The sequence below is a fragment of the Micromonospora sp. AMSO1212t genome (assembly GCF_008868145.1).
GTDB classification, from domain to species: domain Bacteria; phylum Actinomycetota; class Actinomycetes; order Mycobacteriales; family Micromonosporaceae; genus Micromonospora; species Micromonospora tulbaghiae.
In genome coordinates, this window is record NZ_WBKS01000129.1 from 1 (window position 1) to 17,129 (window position 17,129).

The following is a 17,129-nucleotide window of genomic DNA, read 5'->3' on the forward strand; positions in this document are numbered from 1 at the left end:
AAAGGCGACGGCCCCGGTGGCTTTCGCCTACCGGGGCCGTCGCCCTCGGTGCTCTAGCTATGCGGCGTCGTCCGCCCCGGTGGCGGCGGTGCCGCCGAGGTCCGCCGGGACCGCGTCCGGCACGGCGTCCGGCCGGTCCGCGCCCCGGAAGACGAGCTTGGACTTGTCGATGTCCTCCGGGTCGCCCTCGCAGTCCACGACCACGATCTGACCCGGGGTCAGCTCGTTGAACAGGATCCGCTCGGACAGGTTGTCCTCGATGTCGCGCTGGATCGTGCGACGCAGCGGCCGCGCGCCCAGCACCGGGTCGAAGCCCTTCTTCGCCAGGTACTTCTTGGCGTTGTCGGTCAGCTCCAGACCCATGTCCTTGTTCCTCAGCTGGCCCTCGATCCGCTGGATCATGATGTCCACGATCGAGAGGATCTCGATCTCGCGCAGCTGGTGGAAGACGATGGTGTCGTCGATCCGGTTCAGGAACTCGGGCCGGAAGTGCTGCTTGAGCTCGTCGTTGACCTTCTGCTTCATCCGGTCGTAGTTCGACTCGGAGTCCTCAGAGGCCTGGAAGCCCAGCGACACCGCCTTGGCGACGTCGCGCGTACCGAGGTTGGTGGTCAGGATGATGACCGTGTTCTTGAAGTCCACGATCCGGCCCTGGCCGTCGGTGAGGCGCCCGTCCTCCAGGATCTGGAGGAGCGTGTTGAACACGTCCGGGTGGGCCTTCTCGATCTCGTCGAAGAGGACCACCGAGAACGGCCGGCGACGCACCTTCTCGGTCAGCTGCCCGCCCTCGTCGTAGCCGACGTAGCCGGGAGGGGCACCGACGAGCCGGGACACCGTGTACCGGTCGTGGAACTCCGACATGTCGAGCTGGATGAGGGCGTCCTCGCTGCCGAACAGGAACTCGGCGAGCGCCTTGGACAGCTCGGTCTTACCGACGCCGGACGGGCCGGCGAAGATGAACGAGCCGGAGGGGCGCTTCGGGTCCTTCAGGCCGGCCCGGGTACGCCGGATCGCCTTCGAGACCGCCTTGACCGCGTCCTCCTGGCCGATGACGCGCTTGTGCAGCTCGTCCTCCATGCGCAGCAGGCGCGAGGTCTCCTCCTCGGTCAGCTTGTAGACCGGGATGCCGGTCCAGTTGCCGAGCACCTCGGCGATCTGCTCGTCGTCGACCTCGCTGACGACGTCCAGGTCACCGGCCTTCCACTCCTTCTCCCGCTGCGCCTTCTGCCCCAGCAGCTGCTTCTCGGTGTCGCGCAGCTGGGCGGCCCGCTCGAAGTCCTGCGCGTCGATCGCGGACTCCTTGTCGCGGCGCACCTGGGCGATGCGCTCGTCGAAGTCGCGCAGGTCCGGCGGCGCGGTCATCCGGCGGATCCGCATCCGGGCGCCGGCCTCGTCGATCAGGTCGATCGCCTTGTCCGGCAGGAACCGGTCGGAGATGTACCGGTCGGCGAGCGTCGCGGCGGCGACCAGGGCGGCGTCGGTGATGGAGACGCGGTGGTGGGCCTCGTAGCGGTCCCGCAGGCCCTTGAGGATCTCGATGGTGTGGGCCAGCGACGGCTCACCCACCTGGATCGGCTGGAAACGACGCTCCAGAGCGGCGTCCTTCTCCAGGTGCTTGCGGTACTCGTCGAGCGTGGTGGCGCCGATGGTCTGCAGCTCGCCACGGGCCAGCATCGGCTTGAGGATGCTGGCGGCGTCGATCGCGCCCTCGGCCGCGCCCGCACCGACGAGGGTGTGGATCTCGTCGATGAACAGGATGATGTCGCCGCGGGTGCGGATCTCCTTGAGCACCTTCTTCAGGCGCTCCTCGAAGTCACCGCGGTAGCGGGAACCGGCGACCAGGGCACCGAGGTCGAGGGTGTAGAGCTGCTTGTCCTTCAGCGTCTCGGGCACCTCGCCCTTGATGATCTTCTGGGACAGGCCCTCCACCACGGCGGTCTTGCCGACGCCGGGCTCGCCGATCAGCACCGGGTTGTTCTTGGTGCGGCGGGACAGCACCTGCATGACCCGCTCGATCTCCTTCTCGCGCCCGATGACCGGGTCGAGCTTGCCCTCGCGGGCGGCCTGGGTCAGGTTGCGGCCGAACTGGTCCAGCACGAGGCTGGTCGACGGCGCGGCCTCACCCGGCGCGGCACCGGCGGCGGCCGGCTCCTTGCCCTGGTAGCCGGAGAGCAGCTGGATGACCTGCTGGCGCACCCGGTTCAGATCTGCGCCGAGCTTCACCAGGACCTGGGCGGCGACGCCCTCGCCCTCGCGGATCAGGCCGAGCAGGATGTGCTCGGTGCCGATGTAGTTGTGGCCGAGCTGCAGCGCCTCGCGCAGCGACAGCTCCAGCACCTTCTTGGCCCGCGGCGTGAACGGGATGTGCCCGCTCGGCGCCTGCTGGCCCTGGCCGATGATCTCCTCGACCTGCTGACGCACGCCCTCCAGGGAGATGCCGAGGCTCTCCAGGGCCTTTGCCGCGACACCCTCACCCTCGTGGATCAGGCCCAGCAGGATGTGTTCCGTACCGATGTAGTTGTGGTTGAGCATCCGGGCCTCTTCTTGGGCCAGGACGACAACCCGTCGCGCTCGGTCGGTGAACCGCTCGAACATGCCCTCGTGCTCCTCACGTGCCGTGCGCCTTGATGGTCAGATCTCGGCGGGGCCGGTGCGCGGACGTCCGGGACGGGCGTCCGTGCCTCCTTACTCTATCGCCGCGGACCGTCTCCGCTGAGGTCGTGTGCCCCTGCGAATGACCGTTCCGACGTCGTTTCTGACAACCGTCCACGCTCAGGAGGTGTTCCGGGGCCCCTGCCTGTACGCGCAGAGCGAAATTCGACCGGTGCCCGAACGGCCGGTCGAGTGGACCAAAGGCGGCACCGATGCGTCCGCCGGGTCGTCCACAGCCTGTGGATGAAGTCTCCACCGCCTGTGGACAACCACCCTGGGCGGGGATTTCTTCCCCGGCGGCGCCGCGCCCGCGCGCGGTGGGCCGGACCGGACATCCGGCACCGCCGGGGACGGCGGGGCGCAACAGGGACCCCGGTTCGGAAACGGCGACGCCGGCCCGGAGTCGCACTCCGGTCCGGCGTCGGCGTCGCCCGTGACGAGGGTGGGGTCAGTGCCCCGCCTTCGCGTGGTACTCGTCCACGATCTCCTGCGGGATCCGGCCCCGGTCGGAGATGTCCTTGCCGGCCTTCTTGGCCCACTCGCGGATGGCCCGGTTCTGCTCCCGGTCGGCGGTCGCGCCGCCCCGGCCACGAGCGGCCCGGCCACCCACGACCACACCCCCGCGACCGACCTTCGTTCCGTTCGCGATGTACGGCGCGAATACGTCGCGCAATTTCCCGGCGTTGGAAGCGGAGAGGTCGATCTCGTACTGCACGCCGTCGAGCGCGAACTTGACGGTCTCGTCAGCGTCCCCGCCGTCCAGGTCATCGACCAGCTTGTGAATGATCTGCTTGGCCACGTCCCACATTCCTTTCGAGCAGGGTTGTACTCCTGCAATACACCGAGCACAATAACCCGTCCGGCGCTTGTTCCGTCAATAGGACGGGGTAACGAGCCGGAGAAGGCTTGCGGGGAGCGCCTACTCGGGCCGGACCAACGGGAACAGGATCGTTTCCCGAATTCCGAGTCCCGTCAGCGCCATCAGCAGCCGGTCGATTCCCATTCCCATGCCGCCGGACGGCGGCATTCCATACTCCATCGCTCGGAGAAAGTCCTCGTCCAGCCGCATCGCCTCGTCGTCGCCGCGCGCCGCGAGCTGCGCCTGGGCCACCAGCCGCTCCCGCTGCACGACCGGGTCGACCAGCTCCGAGTACGCGGTGCCCAGCTCGAATCCGAGCACGTAGAGGTCCCACTTCTCGGCCAGTCCCGGCTCGCTGCGGTGAGCCCGGGTCAGCGGGCTGGTCTCCTCCGGGTAGTCCATGACGAACGTCGGCGCCTGAAGGGACGGCACGACCAGTTCCTCGAACAACTCCTCGGCCAGCTTGCCCGGTCCCCACTTCGGGTCGACGGAGAGACCGACCTTGTCCGCGTACTCGACCAGGCGCGCCCTTTCGGTGCGGACGGTGACCTCCTCACCGAGCGCTTCGGAAAGAACACCGAACAGCGTCACCGACCGCCACTCGCCGCCCAGATCGAACTCACGCCCGTCGGCGTGGGTCACCACGGTCGAGCCGGCGACCGCCACCGCGGCCCGCTGTACGAGATTTTGGGTCAGCTCGGCCATCGTGTGGTAGTCGCCGTACGCCTGGTACGCCTCCAGCATCGCGAACTCCGGCGAGTGCGAAGAGTCGATGCCCTCATTACGGAAGTTGCGGTTGATCTCGAAGACGCGGTCCACGCCACCGACCACCGCGCGCTTGAGAAACAGTTCCGGCGCGATTCGCAGATACAGATCCGTGTCGAGCGCATTGCTGTGGGTCACGAATGGGCGTGCCGCGGCGCCGCCGTGCAGCAGTTGCAGCATCGGGGTCTCGACCTCGATGAAGTCCTGCCCGTGCAGGGTGTCGCGCAGACTGCGTACGGCGGTGGCCCGCGTGCGCACCATCTGCCGGGCCTGCGGGCGGACCACGAGGTCCACGTAGCGCTGGCGGACCCGGGACTCCTCGCTGAGCGGCTTGTGCGCCACCGGCAGCGGGCGCAGCGCCTTGGCGGTGACCGCCCACTCCTCGGCGAGAACGGACAGCTCACCGCGCCGGCTGGTGATCACCTCGCCGGTCACGCCGACGTGGTCACCGAGGTCGACCAGGCGCTTCCAGTCGGCGAGGCGCTCGGCGCCGACCCGGTCCAGCGAGAGCATCGCCTGGACCTCGGTGCCGTCACCGTCCCGGAGCGTCGCGAAGCAGAGCTTGCCGGTGTTGCGAATGAAGATCACCCGGCCGGTGACCGAGACCCGGTCGCCGGTGGCGGTGTCGGTGGGCAGGTCGCCGTAGCGCTCGCGCAGCCGTGCGAGCGTGGTGGTCCGCGGGAAACTGACCGGGTACGGCTCGACGCCCTCGGCGAGCATCCGGTCCCGCTTCTCCCGGCGGACCTTCATCTGCTCGGGAAGGTCGTCGGCGGGGTCTGTGGGCAGGGCGTTCTGCTCGGTCACGGCACGCTTCCTCAAGCCTTGGGAACATCGGCGGGGTCAGCACATGAGCGTACTCAAGCGCCGTGGCGGCCGTTACGGGATAACCTGCCCGCCATGACCGACCCCACTGCGGCGCTCTCGTTCGGCGCGGCCGCGGCCGAGTACGACCGGTTCCGTCCCCGCTATCCGGAGGCGGCGCTGCGCTGGGCGCTGGACGGCCTGGACGCCGCCCGGGTGGTGGACCTCGGCGCCGGCACCGGGATCCTCACCCGTGGACTGCTGGCGCTGACCGGGCAGGTGGCTCATGTCGTACCGGTGGAACCTGATCCGGGGATGCGGGCGCAACTGGCCGCCGCCACGCCGGGCTCGACGGCGCTCGCCGGCAGCGCCGAGGCGGTGCCGCTGCCGGACGGGTCGGCGGACGCGGTACTGGTCGGGCAGGCCTACCACTGGTTCGACCGGGAGCGGGCGCACGCCGAGGTGGCCCGCGTGCTGCGCCCGGGCGGCACGTTCGCGCCGGTCTGGAACATCCGGGACGAGCGGGTCGGCTGGGTGGCGGAGCTGAGCCGGATCGCCCACCTCGGCGACAACGCGGGCGACGTGACCCAGCGGTACGCGGACTTCGGCGCCGCCTTCACCGACGTCGAGGTCGGCCAGTTCCCGCACGCCACCACGCTCACGCCGGACGAGGTGGTCAGCATGCTGCACACCCGCTCGTACTGGCTGACGGCCGACGCGGACGAGCGGCGACGGGTCGACGCGGAGCTGGCGGAGCTGTTCGCCGGCCACCCCGATCTGGCCGGCCGGGAGACGGTCGAGCTGCCCTACCGCACGTTCGTGCTGCGGGCCCGCCGCCGCTGACCTCAGACGTTGCGGTCGTAGACCATCCGCAGGCCGATCAGCGTGATCATCGGCTCGTGGTGGGTGATGGTGTGGCACTCGCCGAGCACCAGCGACGCCAGGCCGCCGGTGGCGATGACCGCCTTCACGCCGCCCAGCTCCTCGGACATCCGCTCGACGATCCGGTCCACCTGACCGGCGAAGCCGAAGTAGAGCCCGGCCTGGAGGCACTCGACTGTGTTCTTGCCGATCACCGAACGCGGGCGGGTCGCCTCCACCTTGCGCAGCTGGGCGGCGCGGGCGGCCAGCGCGTCGAAGGAGATCTCGATGCCGGGGGCGAACGCCCCGCCGAGGAACTCCCCCCGGCTGCTGACCAGGTCGAAGTTGGTGGTGGTGCCGAAGTCCACGACGATCGACGGCCCGCCGTAGAGCGTGTACGCGGCCAGCGTGTTGACCACCCGGTCCGCGCCCACCTCCTTCGGGTTGTCGATGGCGAGCTGCACGCCGGTCCGCACACCCGGCTCGACGATCACACTGGGCAGGTCGGCGTAGTACCGGTCGAGCATGGTGCGCAGCGAACGCAGCGCGGCCGGCACGGTCGAGCAGGCGGCCACGCCGGTGATCTCCACGGCGTCCCCGGCGAGCAGTCCGCGGAACATCAGGCCCAGCTCGTCCGCTGTGGAACGGGCGTCGGTCTTGATCCGCCACGAATGCACCAGCTTGTCGCCGTCGAAGGTCGCCAGCACGGTGTTCGTGTTTCCGATGTCGATGCAGAGCAGCACAGCGGCAGCCTAGACGTCGCGCAGGTCGAGGGCGATGTCCAGGATCGGCGAGGAGTGGGTGAGCGCGCCGACCGAGAGGAAGTCGACGCCGGTCGCGCCGTACTCGGCGGCCATCGGCAGCGTCAGCCCGCCGGTGGCCTCCAGTTCCGCCCGGTCGCCCACCGACGCCACCACCTCGCGCAGCTGCGCCGGGGTCATGTTGTCCAGCAGCAGGAACCGCGCCCCCGCCTCGACCGCCTCCACCGCCTCGGCCGGCGTGTCCACCTCGACCTGCACCGCGACGTCGGGGAACGCCTCCCGGACCCGGCGGAACGCGGCGCCGATCCCGCCCGCCGCGACCTTGTGGTTGTCCTTGATCATGGCGACGTCGTACAGGCCCATCCGCTTGTTGGTGCCGCCACCGGCCCGGACCGCGTACTTCTCCAGCGCGCGCAGCCCCGGCGTGGTCTTGCGGGTGTCCAGCACCATCGCCTTCGTGCCGGCCAGCGCGTCGGCCCAGGCCCGCGTGTGCGTCGCCACCCCGGACATGCGGGACAGCAGGTTCAGCGCCGTCCGCTCGGCGGTCAGCAGCAGCCGGGTCGGCCCGGTCACGGTGGCCAGCACGTCGCCGCGCGCCACCCGCTGCCCGTCGTGCGCGACCAACGAGACCTCGACCATACGCCCCGCGCCGGTCACCTCGCCGACCAGCTCGAACACGGCGGCGGCGACCGGCAGTCCGGCCACCACGCCGTCGGCGCGCGCCACCAGATCGGCCGTGTCGTGCTGCTCGTCCGGGATGGTGGCCACACTCGTGACGTCGAGGAAGTCGGGCCCGAGGTCCTCGTGCAGCGTGTCGAGGATGATCTGCCGGACCCGCTCCGGGTCCAGGCCACCGTCGCGCAGCGCCTGCTCCGTCGACTCCCTCATCAGTTCTTCTCCTCCCAGCGTTCGGCCACAATGCCGTCCGTGCCCACCTCGGCCACCAGGTGGCCCAGCCACCTCTCGTCGGCCGTCGGGAAGTCCTCCCGCCAGTGGCAGCCCCGCGTCTCCTGGCGCGCGTACGCGGCCGCGACCAGCGTCGACGCCACCGTCAGCAGGTTCGTCGCCTCCCAGTCGGCGGTACGCGGCACGCCCTGCCCCGCGCCCAGCTCCGTGAGCGTGGCGGCGGTGGCTTCCAGCGTCTGCGCCGACCGGAGCACGCCGGCACCCCGCGTCATCGCCCGTTGCAGCTCCGCCGTGCCGGTCGCCGGCACCAGCGCGCCCGGCCCGCCCACCCAGGCACCGGTCTCCGCCGGGCGGGCCTGCTCGGGCAGCCCGGCGGCGATGTCCTCGGCGATCCGGCGGGAGAAGACGAGCCCTTCCAGCAGCGAGTTGCTGGCGAGCCGGTTGGCGCCGTGCACACCGGTGCAGGCGACCTCGCCGCAGGCGTACAGGCCGGGGATGGAGGTGCGGCCGCGCAGGTCGGTCCGGACGCCGCCGGAGGCGTAGTGCGCGGCGGGCGCGACCGGGATCAGGTCGGTCGCCGGGTCCACGCCGATGGCCAGGCAGGACGCCACGATGGTGGGGAACCGCCGGGCCAGGAAGTCGCCGCCCAGGTGCCGGGCGTCCAGGTACACGTGGTCCGCGCCGGACGCCAGCAGCACCCGGTGGATGCCCTTGGCGACCACGTCCCGGGGAGCCAGCTCGGCCAGTTCGTGCTGACCGACCATGAACCGCTTGCCGTCGCCATCGACCAGGTGCGCGCCCTCGCCGCGCAGCGCCTCGGAGACCAGCGGCTGCTGCGCCAGCCCCGCGCCCGGACCGCCGGCCGGCACGATCAGCGCGGTCGGGTGGAACTGCACGAACTCCACGTCGGTGACCGCCGCGCCCGCGCGCAACGCCAGCGCCACCCCGTCCCCGGTGGAGACCGCCGGGTTGGTGGTGGCGGCGAAGATCTGCCCCATCCCGCCGGTGGCCAGCACCACCGCGCGGGCGAGGATCGCGCCGACGCCGTCCTCGCTGCCCTCACCGAGAACGTGCAGCGTGATGCCGCAGGCCGGGCCGAGCCCGCCCGGTCCGTCGCCGGGAGCGCGCAGCAGGTCCAGCACCAGGGCGTGCTCGACCAGCCGGATCCACGGGTCGCGGCGCACCGCGTCGTGCAGCGCCCGCTGCACCTCCGCGCCGGTGGCGTCGCCGCCGGCGTGCACGATCCGGTCGGCCCGGTGGCCGCCCTCCCGGGTCAGCATCAGTGACCCGTCCGGGTTGCGGTCGAACTCCGCCCCGATCCGCATCAGCTCACGCAGCCGGGTCGGCCCCTCGGCCACGAGCGCGCGGACCGCCGCCGGGTCGCAGAGGCCGACCCCGGCCACCTCCGTGTCGTACGCGTGCGCATCCGGGGTGTCCGCCGGATCCAGCACGGCGGCGATTCCGCCCTGCGCCCAGCGGGTGGAGCCCTCGTCCATGTCGACCTTGGTGACCACCGTGACGTGCAGGCCGGCCTCGCGCAGGTGCAGCGCGGCGGTCAACCCGGCCACGCCGGAGCCGACCACGATCACGTCTGTCGTCTCCACCCAGCCGGGGGCGGGCGCGGCGAGCAGCCGGGGCAGCGCCGGCAGGTCGACGGTCGGTAGGTCCATGAGCACAGTCAACCCGAAGCGAACTCGGCCCGGGCGCGGGGGGCGTGACGAGTGCGCCCGGCTACCTCGTCCGGCGCGGGAGGGCGGCCGGTCCGGCGCCCTTCAGGGAGGTGGTCACCGTACGGTCGCTGAGCCACAGGTAGCAGCGCACGCCCCGGTCGCCGACCGCCCAGCGACCGGCAGCGGGCGGCCGGACCACCACGTCGCTGCGGTAGCGCAGGAACGCGTCGGCGGGTACACCGGCGTAGCGGGCGATCACGCCGAAGCAGCCGTCGTAGAGCGGAACCCAGTCCTCCGGCTTCTTCGGGTACGGGCGGTCCGGCGCGGCCCACACGCCGACGAACTCGGCGTCGTGCGCCACCGTGCAGTCGACCGGGGTGAGCCGCTGCACGCGGCCCGCGTCCCGGCCGGTGCGCTGGCAGCCGAGCCGGAGCGGGGACGGCGGCTTGAGCGCGTCGCGCAGGCTGCCCGTACGGGTGACCACGGTGGCCGCAGCCTCGACCGTTGTCAGCTCGGTCAGGTCGCACCGGTACCAGCGGGAGCCGGCCGTCCACCCGGCACCTGTCGGCACCGCCACTGCCAGCCGGAGCCGCCCGGCACGCCAGTCGTCACCCACGTACCCGGCGGCCCGCTTGTCGCAGTCGGCGAACGCGGTACGCAGCTCGGGTGAGGTGAGCGGCGGCGGGGTGGGCCGGTCGGCGGTGAACGCCCCGACGTGCACGGTCTCCACCCGGTGCGGCAACTCGCAGCCGACCGGCGCGTACGCGGCCAGGCCGACGCTCGGTGTGAAGTCGGCGACCTGGCAGACCCCCGCGGCCGGAGTGAACGGCCCGGGTGCGGCCATCACGGCCCAGTCGTCGGTGAGGTCGCCGTCAAGCCCGCCGGCGCCGGCGCAGCCGGTCAGGGCGGCGCTCGCGACCATCGCGGCGACCAGGAAGCTCATCGCACGGCGCATCGCGGCCTCCCCCAGCCGACGACCGTCGATCCCCGACGGTCCGCCCAGGGTAGCCGAAAATGACCTTCCGGTGACAGACCGCGTTCCCCACCCGCCTGCCCCGTCGATCTTGCACTAACCGCCCCGGGACCGTTGATCTTGCAGTTGCGGCCCTCGGGATGCCGGGAATGACCGCTCTGCCGGGGCGGAAACCGCAAGATCGACGGTGCGGGCCGCGGTGGTGGTGGGCATGATCCACGTGGTGGCGGGCCGTCGTCGGCGGGGCCGACTAGGCTTGCGGAGGTTTGGCGTCCCACGGGACGACGGCGGCGAGGGGAGACGCGGCATGGCGTGGAGCTGGCGGTACGAGGGCACGAACGGCGACCCGGCCGACGGGCCGGAAGAGTCGTTCCCGAGCCAGGCGGACGCCGAGTCGTGGATCGGCCAGGCATGGCGGGAGCTCGCGGCATCCGGCGTCACCACCGTCGTGCTGGTCGAGGACGACCGGGTGGACTACCGGATGAGCCTGCAACCCCCGGCCGAATGACCGGCTACGACCGCCCGGGCGAGCCGCTGATCCTCGGCGTGCCCCGGGCGGCGTTCCGGCCGAGCCCGATCTTCCTGGCCCTGGTGGCGCTCTTCGTCGTTTCCGGGGTGATGACCTGGAACCGGTACGGCAACGTCGGCTTCGACGTGTTCCTCTTCGTCGTCTCCGGCTGGCTGGTCTCGCTGTGCCTGCACGAGTACGCGCACGCCGTGGTCGCGTACCGGTCCGGTGACCGGGACATCGCGCACCGGGGTTACCTCACGCTCAACCCGCTGAAGTACACCAGCCCGCTGCTGTCGATCGTGCTGCCGGTGGTCGTGGTGCTGCTCGGTGGCATCGGCCTGCCCGGCGGCGCGGTCTGGGTGGACCGGCACGCCATCCCCGGCCGGCTGCGGCACACGCTCGTCAGCCTGGCCGGGCCGGCCACGAACGTGCTGTTCACGCTGACGCTGGTGGCAGCCGTGGCGTGGGGGCCGGAGCTGGGCGGGCCGCTGGAGTTCTGGGCCGGCGTCGGACTGCTCGCGTTCCTCCAGCTCACCGCCAGCGTGCTCAACCTGCTGCCGGTGCCGGGCCTGGACGGCGGCAACATGCTCCAGCCCTGGCTCAGCCCCGCCTACCGGCGGATGTACGACCTGTTCGCCCCGTACGGCTTCATCCTGCTGTTCGCGCTGCTGTGGAGCCCGCAGATCAACCGGGTGTTCTTCGGCGCGGTCTTCGCCGTCGGCGACGCGCTCGGCCTGCCGCGCGAGCTGTACCAGATCGGCTACGCCCTGATCCGCTTCTGGGAGTAGCCACCCGGTCGCTCCCGGGCCGGTGCGAGCCGGCCCGGGAACGACGCGATGTCACGGGCGCTGAGCCGGGCTCTCGGTCTTCGCCGCGTCCCGCTCGGTGACCGGCTCGACGATCTCGTCGATCGCCTTGAGCAGGTCGGCGTCGAGCTTCACGCCCGCCGCCTTCACGTTGTCGTGCACCTGCTCCGGCCGGGACGCGCCGACGATCGCCGAGGAGACGTTCGGGTTCTGGAGCACCCAGGCGACGGCGAGCTGCGGCATGGTCAGCCCGGCCTGCTCGGCCAGCGGCTTGAGTCGCTGGACCCGGGTCAGCACGTCGTCGGTCATGAACCGGGCGATGAACCCGGCGCCGGACTTCTCGTCGGTGGCGCGGGAGCCGGCCGGCGGCGGCTGGCCCGGCAGGTACTTGCCGGACAGCACGCCCTGGGCCATCGGCGACCAGACGATCTGGCCGATGCCCAGTTCCTCGCTGGTGGGGATCACCTCGGTCTCGATGACCCGCCACAGCATCGAGTACTGCGGCTGGTTCGAGATCAGCGGGATGCGCAGCTCGCGGGCGAGCGCGTGCGCCTCGCGCAGCTGGGACGCCTTCCACTCGGAGACGCCGATGTAGTGCGCCTTGCCGGAGCGTACGACGTCGGCGAAGGCCTCCATCGTCTCCTCCAGCGGCGTGCTGTAGTCGTAGCGGTGGGCCTGGTAGAGGTCCACGTGGTCGGTCTGCAGGCGGCGCAGCGAGCCGTCGATCGACTCCATGATGTGCTTGCGGGACAGACCCCGGTCGTTGCGGCCGGGACCGGTCGGCCAGTAGACCTTGGTGAAGATCTCCAGCCCTTCGCGACGCTCGCCCTTGAGCGCGCGGCCGAGCACCGACTCGGCGCGGGTGCCCGCGTACACGTCGGCGGTGTCGAAGGTGGTGATGCCGCTGTCGAGGGCGGCGCGGACGCATGCGACGGCCGCGTCCTCCTCGACCTGCGAGCCGTGGGTGATCCAGTTGCCGTACGAGATCTCGCTGACCATCAGGCCGGAACGGCCCAGGTGACGGAATTCCATGCTCCCGACCCTAGACCCGCCCGGTCCCGGACGCCGTCCGGCGCTCACCCCGCCAGCGCGTCTCGCATCCGGGCGGCGAGCCACTGCCGGAAGCTCTCCTCCGCCCACCCGCACCGTTGCACCAGCGCCGCGTAGTGCGCCGGGTCGTTGTAGAACCACAGCGCGTCGACCGCGCGCTCGACGCCGGCGCCCGGCCGCAGCGGGCCGTCCAGGGTGAGCAGCCGGTCGACCACCATGGCGGCGCCCGCGCGACGGTTGCGCAGCAGCGTCTCCCACAGGTCGGCCACCTCGGGCGCCTCGTCCGCCGCGCGGCGCACCGTCTCGAAGGCGCCGGCCGCACGGTGGCCGATCAGCGTGCAGACCCCGGCGTACGCGTCGAGCACCGCGCCCTGGTCGGGTGCCTCCCAGACGGGCTGGAACCACGGGCGGCGCGCCACCGGCACCGGCTCGTCGTCACCGGCGAGCGCCTCGTCGAGCACCTGGCGCAGCAGGGCGCCCTTGGAGCCGAACGCGGCGAACACGGTGGGCCGGGCGACGCCCGCCTCGGCGGCCACGTCGGCCAGCGACGTCGCCGCGTAGCCGCGCGTCACGAACAGGTCGGTCGCAGCCCGCACCACCGCCTGCCGGGTACGCCGGGCGCTCTCCTCACGCACCGCCGAGCGGTAGGGGCGCGTCGGCTTGCCGTCCTTGACTCCAGCCATGACCTCGCGATACTAACAATCTATTCACTAGACTCCTGGCTATCGAATATTCTCAGGTTCACTGAAATTGGAGGCCGCCATGTCCGTCCGCCCCTACCTGCTCGGCCCCGACGACGGCGAGGCGTACTGGTTCCTCGGCAACCTGTGCACGCTGAAAGCCGGGGGCCGGCACACCCGGGACCGCCTCACCGTCGCCGAGTTCGTGAACCCGCCCGGCTTCGCCCCGCCACTGCACCGCCACCAGGTCGAGGACGAGATGTTCTACCTGCTCTCCGGCACCGCTCGGTTCCACTGCGACGGCGACACGCTCACCGCGGGTCCCGGTGACTTCGTCCTGCTGCCGGTGGGCCTGGCGCACACCTTCGTGGTCGGTCCGGACGAGCCGTTGCGCGCGCTCCAGATCACCACGCCGGCCGGGTTCGAGCGGTTCGCCGCCGAAGCCGGCGTACCGGCGCCGCACCGCCGGCTGCCCGACCCGGCGCCGATCGACCCGGCCGCGCTCGGGCACGCCGCCGCCCGCAACGGCATCGAACTGCTCGGCCCTCCGCCGGCGGCGTGAGCGGGCCGGCGCGAGGTCGCCCGCCGGTCCGGTGGCGTGCCGGTCCGGGTGGCGTGGCGGGCGCGGGTCAGAGCACCGGGCTGGCGTCGGCGAGCAACCGGTCGATCTCCGCGACCACCGCCGCGCGGCCCGGGTGCACCGGGTCGATGAGCGGCTCGCCGCGCCGGTCCAGCGCGCCCCACCGGCCCGACTCGGTGGCGACCAGGAACGCCACCGGATGCACCACCACCGTCGGGTACGCCGGCGTCACCATCACCCGGCCGGTCCGGTCCACCACGCCCCGGCGGCCGGCCAGCTCGACCACTGCCAGTCCGTCGGCGGTGAAACCGTCGACCTCCCGCCCGTCCGCGAGCACCGTGCCGAGACGGTGGTAGCGGGTCGGCACCACCACCTCGCCGGTGAGGTCCACCGCGCCCCAGCCGCCGTTCTGCCGTACCGCCGCCAGGCCGTTGCGGAACGGCCGGGCCTCCTCGTACCCGGGCGGGATCTTCACGATGTTCATCCGGTCGACCGCCATCCACCGGCCCTTGCCGTCCATCGACACCCAGGAAAGCCCTTCCGAGAAGGGCACCACCGACCGGTAGCCGTTGTTCGCCTCGATCAGCGCCGCGCCGGACGTGTCGATGAGCGCCCACCGGGACGCCTCCGGCCGCCGTACCCAGGCCAGTCCCTCGTGGAACGGCTGCGCCTCGGCGTACCGGTGCGCGATGACCATCTCGCCGTCGGCGTCCGCGTACCCCCAGAGCCGCTGCTCCTCGTCGAACGTCGCCACCGGCGGACGCGGGGTGCCGAGCACCTCCTCGGGCCGGCGCGGCGGGGGACCGAAACCGTCGGCGGCGGCCCGCTCCGCGACCGCGTCCAGCGCGACCTCGACCCGGGCGTTCAGCTGCGCGTCCTCGCCGTGACGCAGGTCCAGCGCCCGCTCGAAGTGCAGGCACGCCTCGGTCAGCCGCCCCTGGTCGTAGCAGCACCGCCCGGCGTGCTCGTGCAGCAGCGCGCGCAGCCGGTCCGGCAGCTCCGGCGAGTTCGCCTCGGCGAAGATCCGGTCGGCCTCCGCGTGGTCACCCCGCCACCGCAGCGCCTCGGCGAGACGTGCGCGGGCCAGCGCGGTCCGCCGGAACTCGCCGGTGGCCTCCGCGTACGTGACGGCCAGCCGCGCGTCCCCGAGCGCGTCATCGAGGTCGCCGAGGATCCGGGACGCCACGGCGCGCAGGCTGAGCAGCCGGGCCCGGCTGCGGTTGTCGAGCGTGGTGTCCAGCTTGCCGGTCAGCCCGTCCCGGATGACCCGCAACTGCGCCGGGTCCGGGGCCTGCTCGCGCAGCGTACGCGGATCGAGTTCCCAGCCGACCGCGGCGAGGGCCTGCTCCGGGTCGACCGGAGGCGGCGGCTCGGCGTCCGCCGCCGGTTCCGCGTCGTCGTCGGTTCCGGCTTCGGGGGTACGCGGATCCTGCGCGTCGTCGGTGCCGGTCGGGGTTGGTTCGCCGTTGTCGGTGTGGGCCGGCGCCTGCGGCTGTCCCTGTCGCGCGGGCGTGGCGTGGTCGTGGTCTTGGTCTTGGTGGTGGGCGCTCCCTGGTCCGTCGTCGACGGTGTCGCTGTGGTCGGTGCCGGTCGGAGGAGTGCCGACGAGCGGCTGTTCGCCGGGAGTGGTGCCGCCGCCCTCGGTGTCGGTTGCGGTGCTGACATGCTCCGCGGGTGTGCTGGCGATCCCGTCAGCGGTGGGCGCAGCCTGCGCGGCCGTGGCGTCGTCGGCGCCGGCCGTTGTGCCGGCCTGCTGGGGAGCGGGCGGTGTGGACCCGGTGCGGTCGGCATCGGCGGTGCCGTCGATCGCAGTCGGTTCCTCGGCCGTGTCCTCGGTGAGGCTCTCCAGTGCCGGCTCGGCGGCGGTGGTCTGCGGTGCCGCGCTGTCCTGCCGGACATCGGCGGTGCCGAAGGAGACGACATCGTGCGGAGTGCGCTCCGGACCGGGGCCGGGCAGGCCGGGTGCCGCCGCCACCGCGACCTGCGGTACGGGATCAGCGGCCGACCTGTCGGGTTCGGTTGCGGGGGTGTCGGCCTCTGCCGTCGTCCGCTCGGCCGCCGGGATGATCGGCGTGCCGACGGATGCGGACGGCGAGCCGGTGGTCGTCGCAGCACCGGCCGATGCGCCGTCGGCGGACGCGGGGACGACTGGCGCGGCTGCCGGTGCCGGTGTCGGTGTCGGTGTCGGCGGTGTGTCGAGGGTGCTTGCGGGTCCGCCGGAGCTGGCGGGTGCGGGTGCGGGTGTGTCCGGATCCGTGGCGGGGACGGTGCCGGTGTTCGGCACGGTCGGCGTTCCGCTTGTGATGCCGGCGTTCGGCAGGGTCGACGTGCCGCTTGTGATGGCGCCGTCGAGTCCCGGCGCCTCCGTCACGCCGGGCGCCTCTGCCACGGCTTGCGGAGCCTCCGCCACGGCTGCGGCGTCGTCGTCGACGGTGCGCATGGTTGGCAGCGGCGCGCCGAGGGGAGCCGCCGAGGTCCCGACGGACGGCGGCACGCCGCGGTCCCCATCCGACCGCTCGATCGAGTCGTGGCCGGGGAGAGATCTTGGTACGAAACGGCCCCCGGAGGGGCCGGAATCGTCCAAGATCTCCGACGGTTCCGGGGTTCCCGTCGGCTGGGAGGGTTGGGCCGGCCGGAACCATGCCTCGGCGCCGGGGGAGGGCGGAGGTGCCTTCTCCGCCGAGCGGCCGTTCTCCGACGGCTCGTCGCTCCGGTCGGTGGTCGCGTCCGCTCCGGGACGGTCCGTGTTCTGCGCCGGCCGAGCGTCCCGGTCCGCTCCGGGACGGTCCGTGTTCTGCGCCGGCCGAGCGTCCCGGTCCGCTCCGGGACGGTCCGTGTTCTGCGCCGGCCGAGCGTCCCGGTCCGCTTCGGGCCGGTTCGTCGCCTGTGTGGGCCGGGTGGTCGCGTCGGCCCCGGGACGGTCCGTGCTCTGCGCCGGCCGAGTGTTCCCGTCGGCTTCGGGCCGGTCCGTCGCCTGCGTGGGCCGGGCGGCCGCGTCGGCTCCGGGACGGCCGGCGTCCGTGTCCGGCGTAGGTCGGGTGCCGGTGGCTGGCACGGAGCCGCGGTCCGCGTCGGCCCCGGGACGGCCGGGCGTACCCGCCTGCGGCTCGACGGCGGACCGTCGCACGGCCTGTGCTTCCGGACCGGCGGGTCGCTCCGCCGGTTCGATCGGTGGTGGCGTGGTCGAACGGGCAGGGGCGGGGCCTGGATAGGCGGGCGGGGCGGGACGGGCCGGAGCGGCCGGGGCCGGCTGG

General features: G+C 72.4%; 14 protein-coding genes. 4 read left to right on the forward strand and 10 right to left on the reverse strand.

Annotated elements, in window-relative coordinates:
• Positions 1 to 57: 57 nt before the first annotated feature.
• The 3 genes from F8279_RS24680 to lysS all read right to left on the reverse strand — a co-directional run bounded on the left by F8279_RS24680 (position 58) and on the right by lysS (position 5,080).
• Positions 58 to 2,595 (reverse strand): ATP-dependent Clp protease ATP-binding subunit, encoded by a 2,538-nt coding sequence (locus F8279_RS24680; protein ID WP_091425671.1) that lies wholly within the window; start codon positions 2,593 to 2,595, stop codon positions 58 to 60.
• 505 nt (positions 2,596 to 3,100) lie between these two features.
• Positions 3,101 to 3,451 carry an Lsr2 family protein gene (locus F8279_RS24685; RefSeq protein ID WP_013288952.1) on the reverse strand — a complete coding sequence of 117 codons (351 nt, stop codon included), beginning with the start codon at positions 3,449 to 3,451 and terminating at the stop codon, positions 3,101 to 3,103.
• A 120-nt stretch (positions 3,452 to 3,571) separates the two neighbouring features.
• Positions 3,572 to 5,080, reverse strand: coding sequence for a lysine--tRNA ligase (gene lysS, locus F8279_RS24690; protein ID WP_151501218.1), 1,509 nt, complete (start codon positions 5,078 to 5,080; stop codon positions 3,572 to 3,574).
• Between the two features lie 93 nt (positions 5,081 to 5,173).
• Between lysS and F8279_RS24695 the strand changes: the two genes are divergently transcribed.
• Positions 5,174 to 5,920, forward strand: coding sequence for a class I SAM-dependent methyltransferase (locus F8279_RS24695; protein ID WP_151501219.1), 747 nt, complete (start codon positions 5,174 to 5,176; stop codon positions 5,918 to 5,920).
• 2 nt (positions 5,921 to 5,922) lie between these two features.
• On the opposite strand, the gene F8279_RS24700 is transcribed toward F8279_RS24695, so the two are convergent.
• From F8279_RS24700 to F8279_RS24715, 4 genes are all read right to left on the reverse strand, one after another.
• Positions 5,923 to 6,681: a type III pantothenate kinase gene (locus F8279_RS24700; RefSeq protein WP_013288955.1), complete on the reverse strand. Its 759-nt coding sequence runs from the start codon at positions 6,679 to 6,681 to the stop codon at positions 5,923 to 5,925.
• A 9-nt stretch (positions 6,682 to 6,690) separates the two neighbouring features.
• Positions 6,691 to 7,587, reverse strand: coding sequence for a carboxylating nicotinate-nucleotide diphosphorylase (gene nadC, locus F8279_RS24705; protein WP_151501220.1), 897 nt, complete (start codon positions 7,585 to 7,587; stop codon positions 6,691 to 6,693).
• A complete protein-coding gene (locus F8279_RS24710) occupies positions 7,587 to 9,275 on the reverse strand; it encodes an L-aspartate oxidase (protein WP_151501221.1) in 1,689 nt (562 codons plus the stop codon). Before F8279_RS24710 ends, nadC begins: the two co-directional genes overlap by 1 nt.
• Positions 9,276 to 9,336: 61 nt before the next feature.
• Positions 9,337 to 10,230: a septum formation family protein gene (locus F8279_RS24715; protein ID WP_151501222.1), complete on the reverse strand. Its 894-nt coding sequence runs from the start codon at positions 10,228 to 10,230 to the stop codon at positions 9,337 to 9,339.
• A gap of 325 nt (positions 10,231 to 10,555) precedes the next feature.
• Between F8279_RS24715 and F8279_RS24720 the strand changes: the two genes are divergently transcribed.
• Positions 10,556 to 10,756: a hypothetical protein gene (locus tag F8279_RS24720; protein WP_091421123.1), complete on the forward strand. Its 201-nt coding sequence runs from the start codon at positions 10,556 to 10,558 to the stop codon at positions 10,754 to 10,756.
• Entirely contained in the window at positions 10,753 to 11,547 is a 795-nt protein-coding gene (locus tag F8279_RS24725; protein ID WP_091421120.1) for a site-2 protease family protein, read from the forward strand. Before F8279_RS24720 ends, F8279_RS24725 begins: the two co-directional genes overlap by 4 nt.
• Before the next feature lie 51 nt (positions 11,548 to 11,598).
• Here the strand turns inward: F8279_RS24725 and F8279_RS24730 are convergent, their stop codons facing one another.
• Both F8279_RS24730 and F8279_RS24735 read right to left on the reverse strand, forming a co-directional pair.
• Positions 11,599 to 12,597, reverse strand: coding sequence for an aldo/keto reductase family protein (locus F8279_RS24730; RefSeq protein ID WP_151501223.1), 999 nt, complete (start codon positions 12,595 to 12,597; stop codon positions 11,599 to 11,601).
• Positions 12,598 to 12,641: 44 nt separating this feature from the next.
• Positions 12,642 to 13,298: a TetR/AcrR family transcriptional regulator gene (locus F8279_RS24735; RefSeq protein ID WP_091421113.1), complete on the reverse strand. Its 657-nt coding sequence runs from the start codon at positions 13,296 to 13,298 to the stop codon at positions 12,642 to 12,644.
• Between the two features lie 79 nt (positions 13,299 to 13,377).
• Between F8279_RS24735 and F8279_RS24740 the strand changes: the two genes are divergently transcribed.
• The gene (locus tag F8279_RS24740; protein WP_091421110.1) at positions 13,378 to 13,857 is read left to right on the forward strand and encodes a cupin domain-containing protein; all 480 of its coding nucleotides are present in this window, start codon (positions 13,378 to 13,380) and stop codon (positions 13,855 to 13,857) included.
• Between the two features lie 67 nt (positions 13,858 to 13,924).
• Here the strand turns inward: F8279_RS24740 and F8279_RS24745 are convergent, their stop codons facing one another.
• Positions 13,925 to 15,850 (reverse strand): WG repeat-containing protein, encoded by a 1,926-nt coding sequence (locus F8279_RS24745; RefSeq protein WP_225853400.1) that lies wholly within the window; start codon positions 15,848 to 15,850, stop codon positions 13,925 to 13,927.
• Between the last annotated feature and the right edge of the window lie 1,279 nt (positions 15,851 to 17,129).

Coding starts and splice junctions, on each gene's coding strand:
- F8279_RS24680 (WP_091425671.1), bottom strand. CDS start 2,595: ATGTTCGAGCGGTTCACCGACCGAGCGCGACGGGTTGTCGTCCTGGCC.
- F8279_RS24695 (WP_151501219.1), top strand. CDS start 5,174: ATGACCGACCCCACTGCGGCGCTCTCGTTCGGCGCGGCCGCGGCCGAG.
- nadC (WP_151501220.1), bottom strand. CDS start 7,587: ATGAGGGAGTCGACGGAGCAGGCGCTGCGCGACGGTGGCCTGGACCCG.
- F8279_RS24710 (WP_151501221.1), bottom strand. CDS start 9,275: ATGGACCTACCGACCGTCGACCTGCCGGCGCTGCCCCGGCTGCTCGCC.
- F8279_RS24715 (WP_151501222.1), bottom strand. CDS start 10,230: ATGCGCCGTGCGATGAGCTTCCTGGTCGCCGCGATGGTCGCGAGCGCC.
- F8279_RS24720 (WP_091421123.1), top strand. CDS start 10,556: ATGGCGTGGAGCTGGCGGTACGAGGGCACGAACGGCGACCCGGCCGAC.
- F8279_RS24725 (WP_091421120.1), top strand. CDS start 10,753: ATGACCGGCTACGACCGCCCGGGCGAGCCGCTGATCCTCGGCGTGCCC.
- F8279_RS24730 (WP_151501223.1), bottom strand. CDS start 12,597: ATGGAATTCCGTCACCTGGGCCGTTCCGGCCTGATGGTCAGCGAGATC.
- F8279_RS24735 (WP_091421113.1), bottom strand. CDS start 13,298: ATGGCTGGAGTCAAGGACGGCAAGCCGACGCGCCCCTACCGCTCGGCG.
- F8279_RS24740 (WP_091421110.1), top strand. CDS start 13,378: ATGTCCGTCCGCCCCTACCTGCTCGGCCCCGACGACGGCGAGGCGTAC.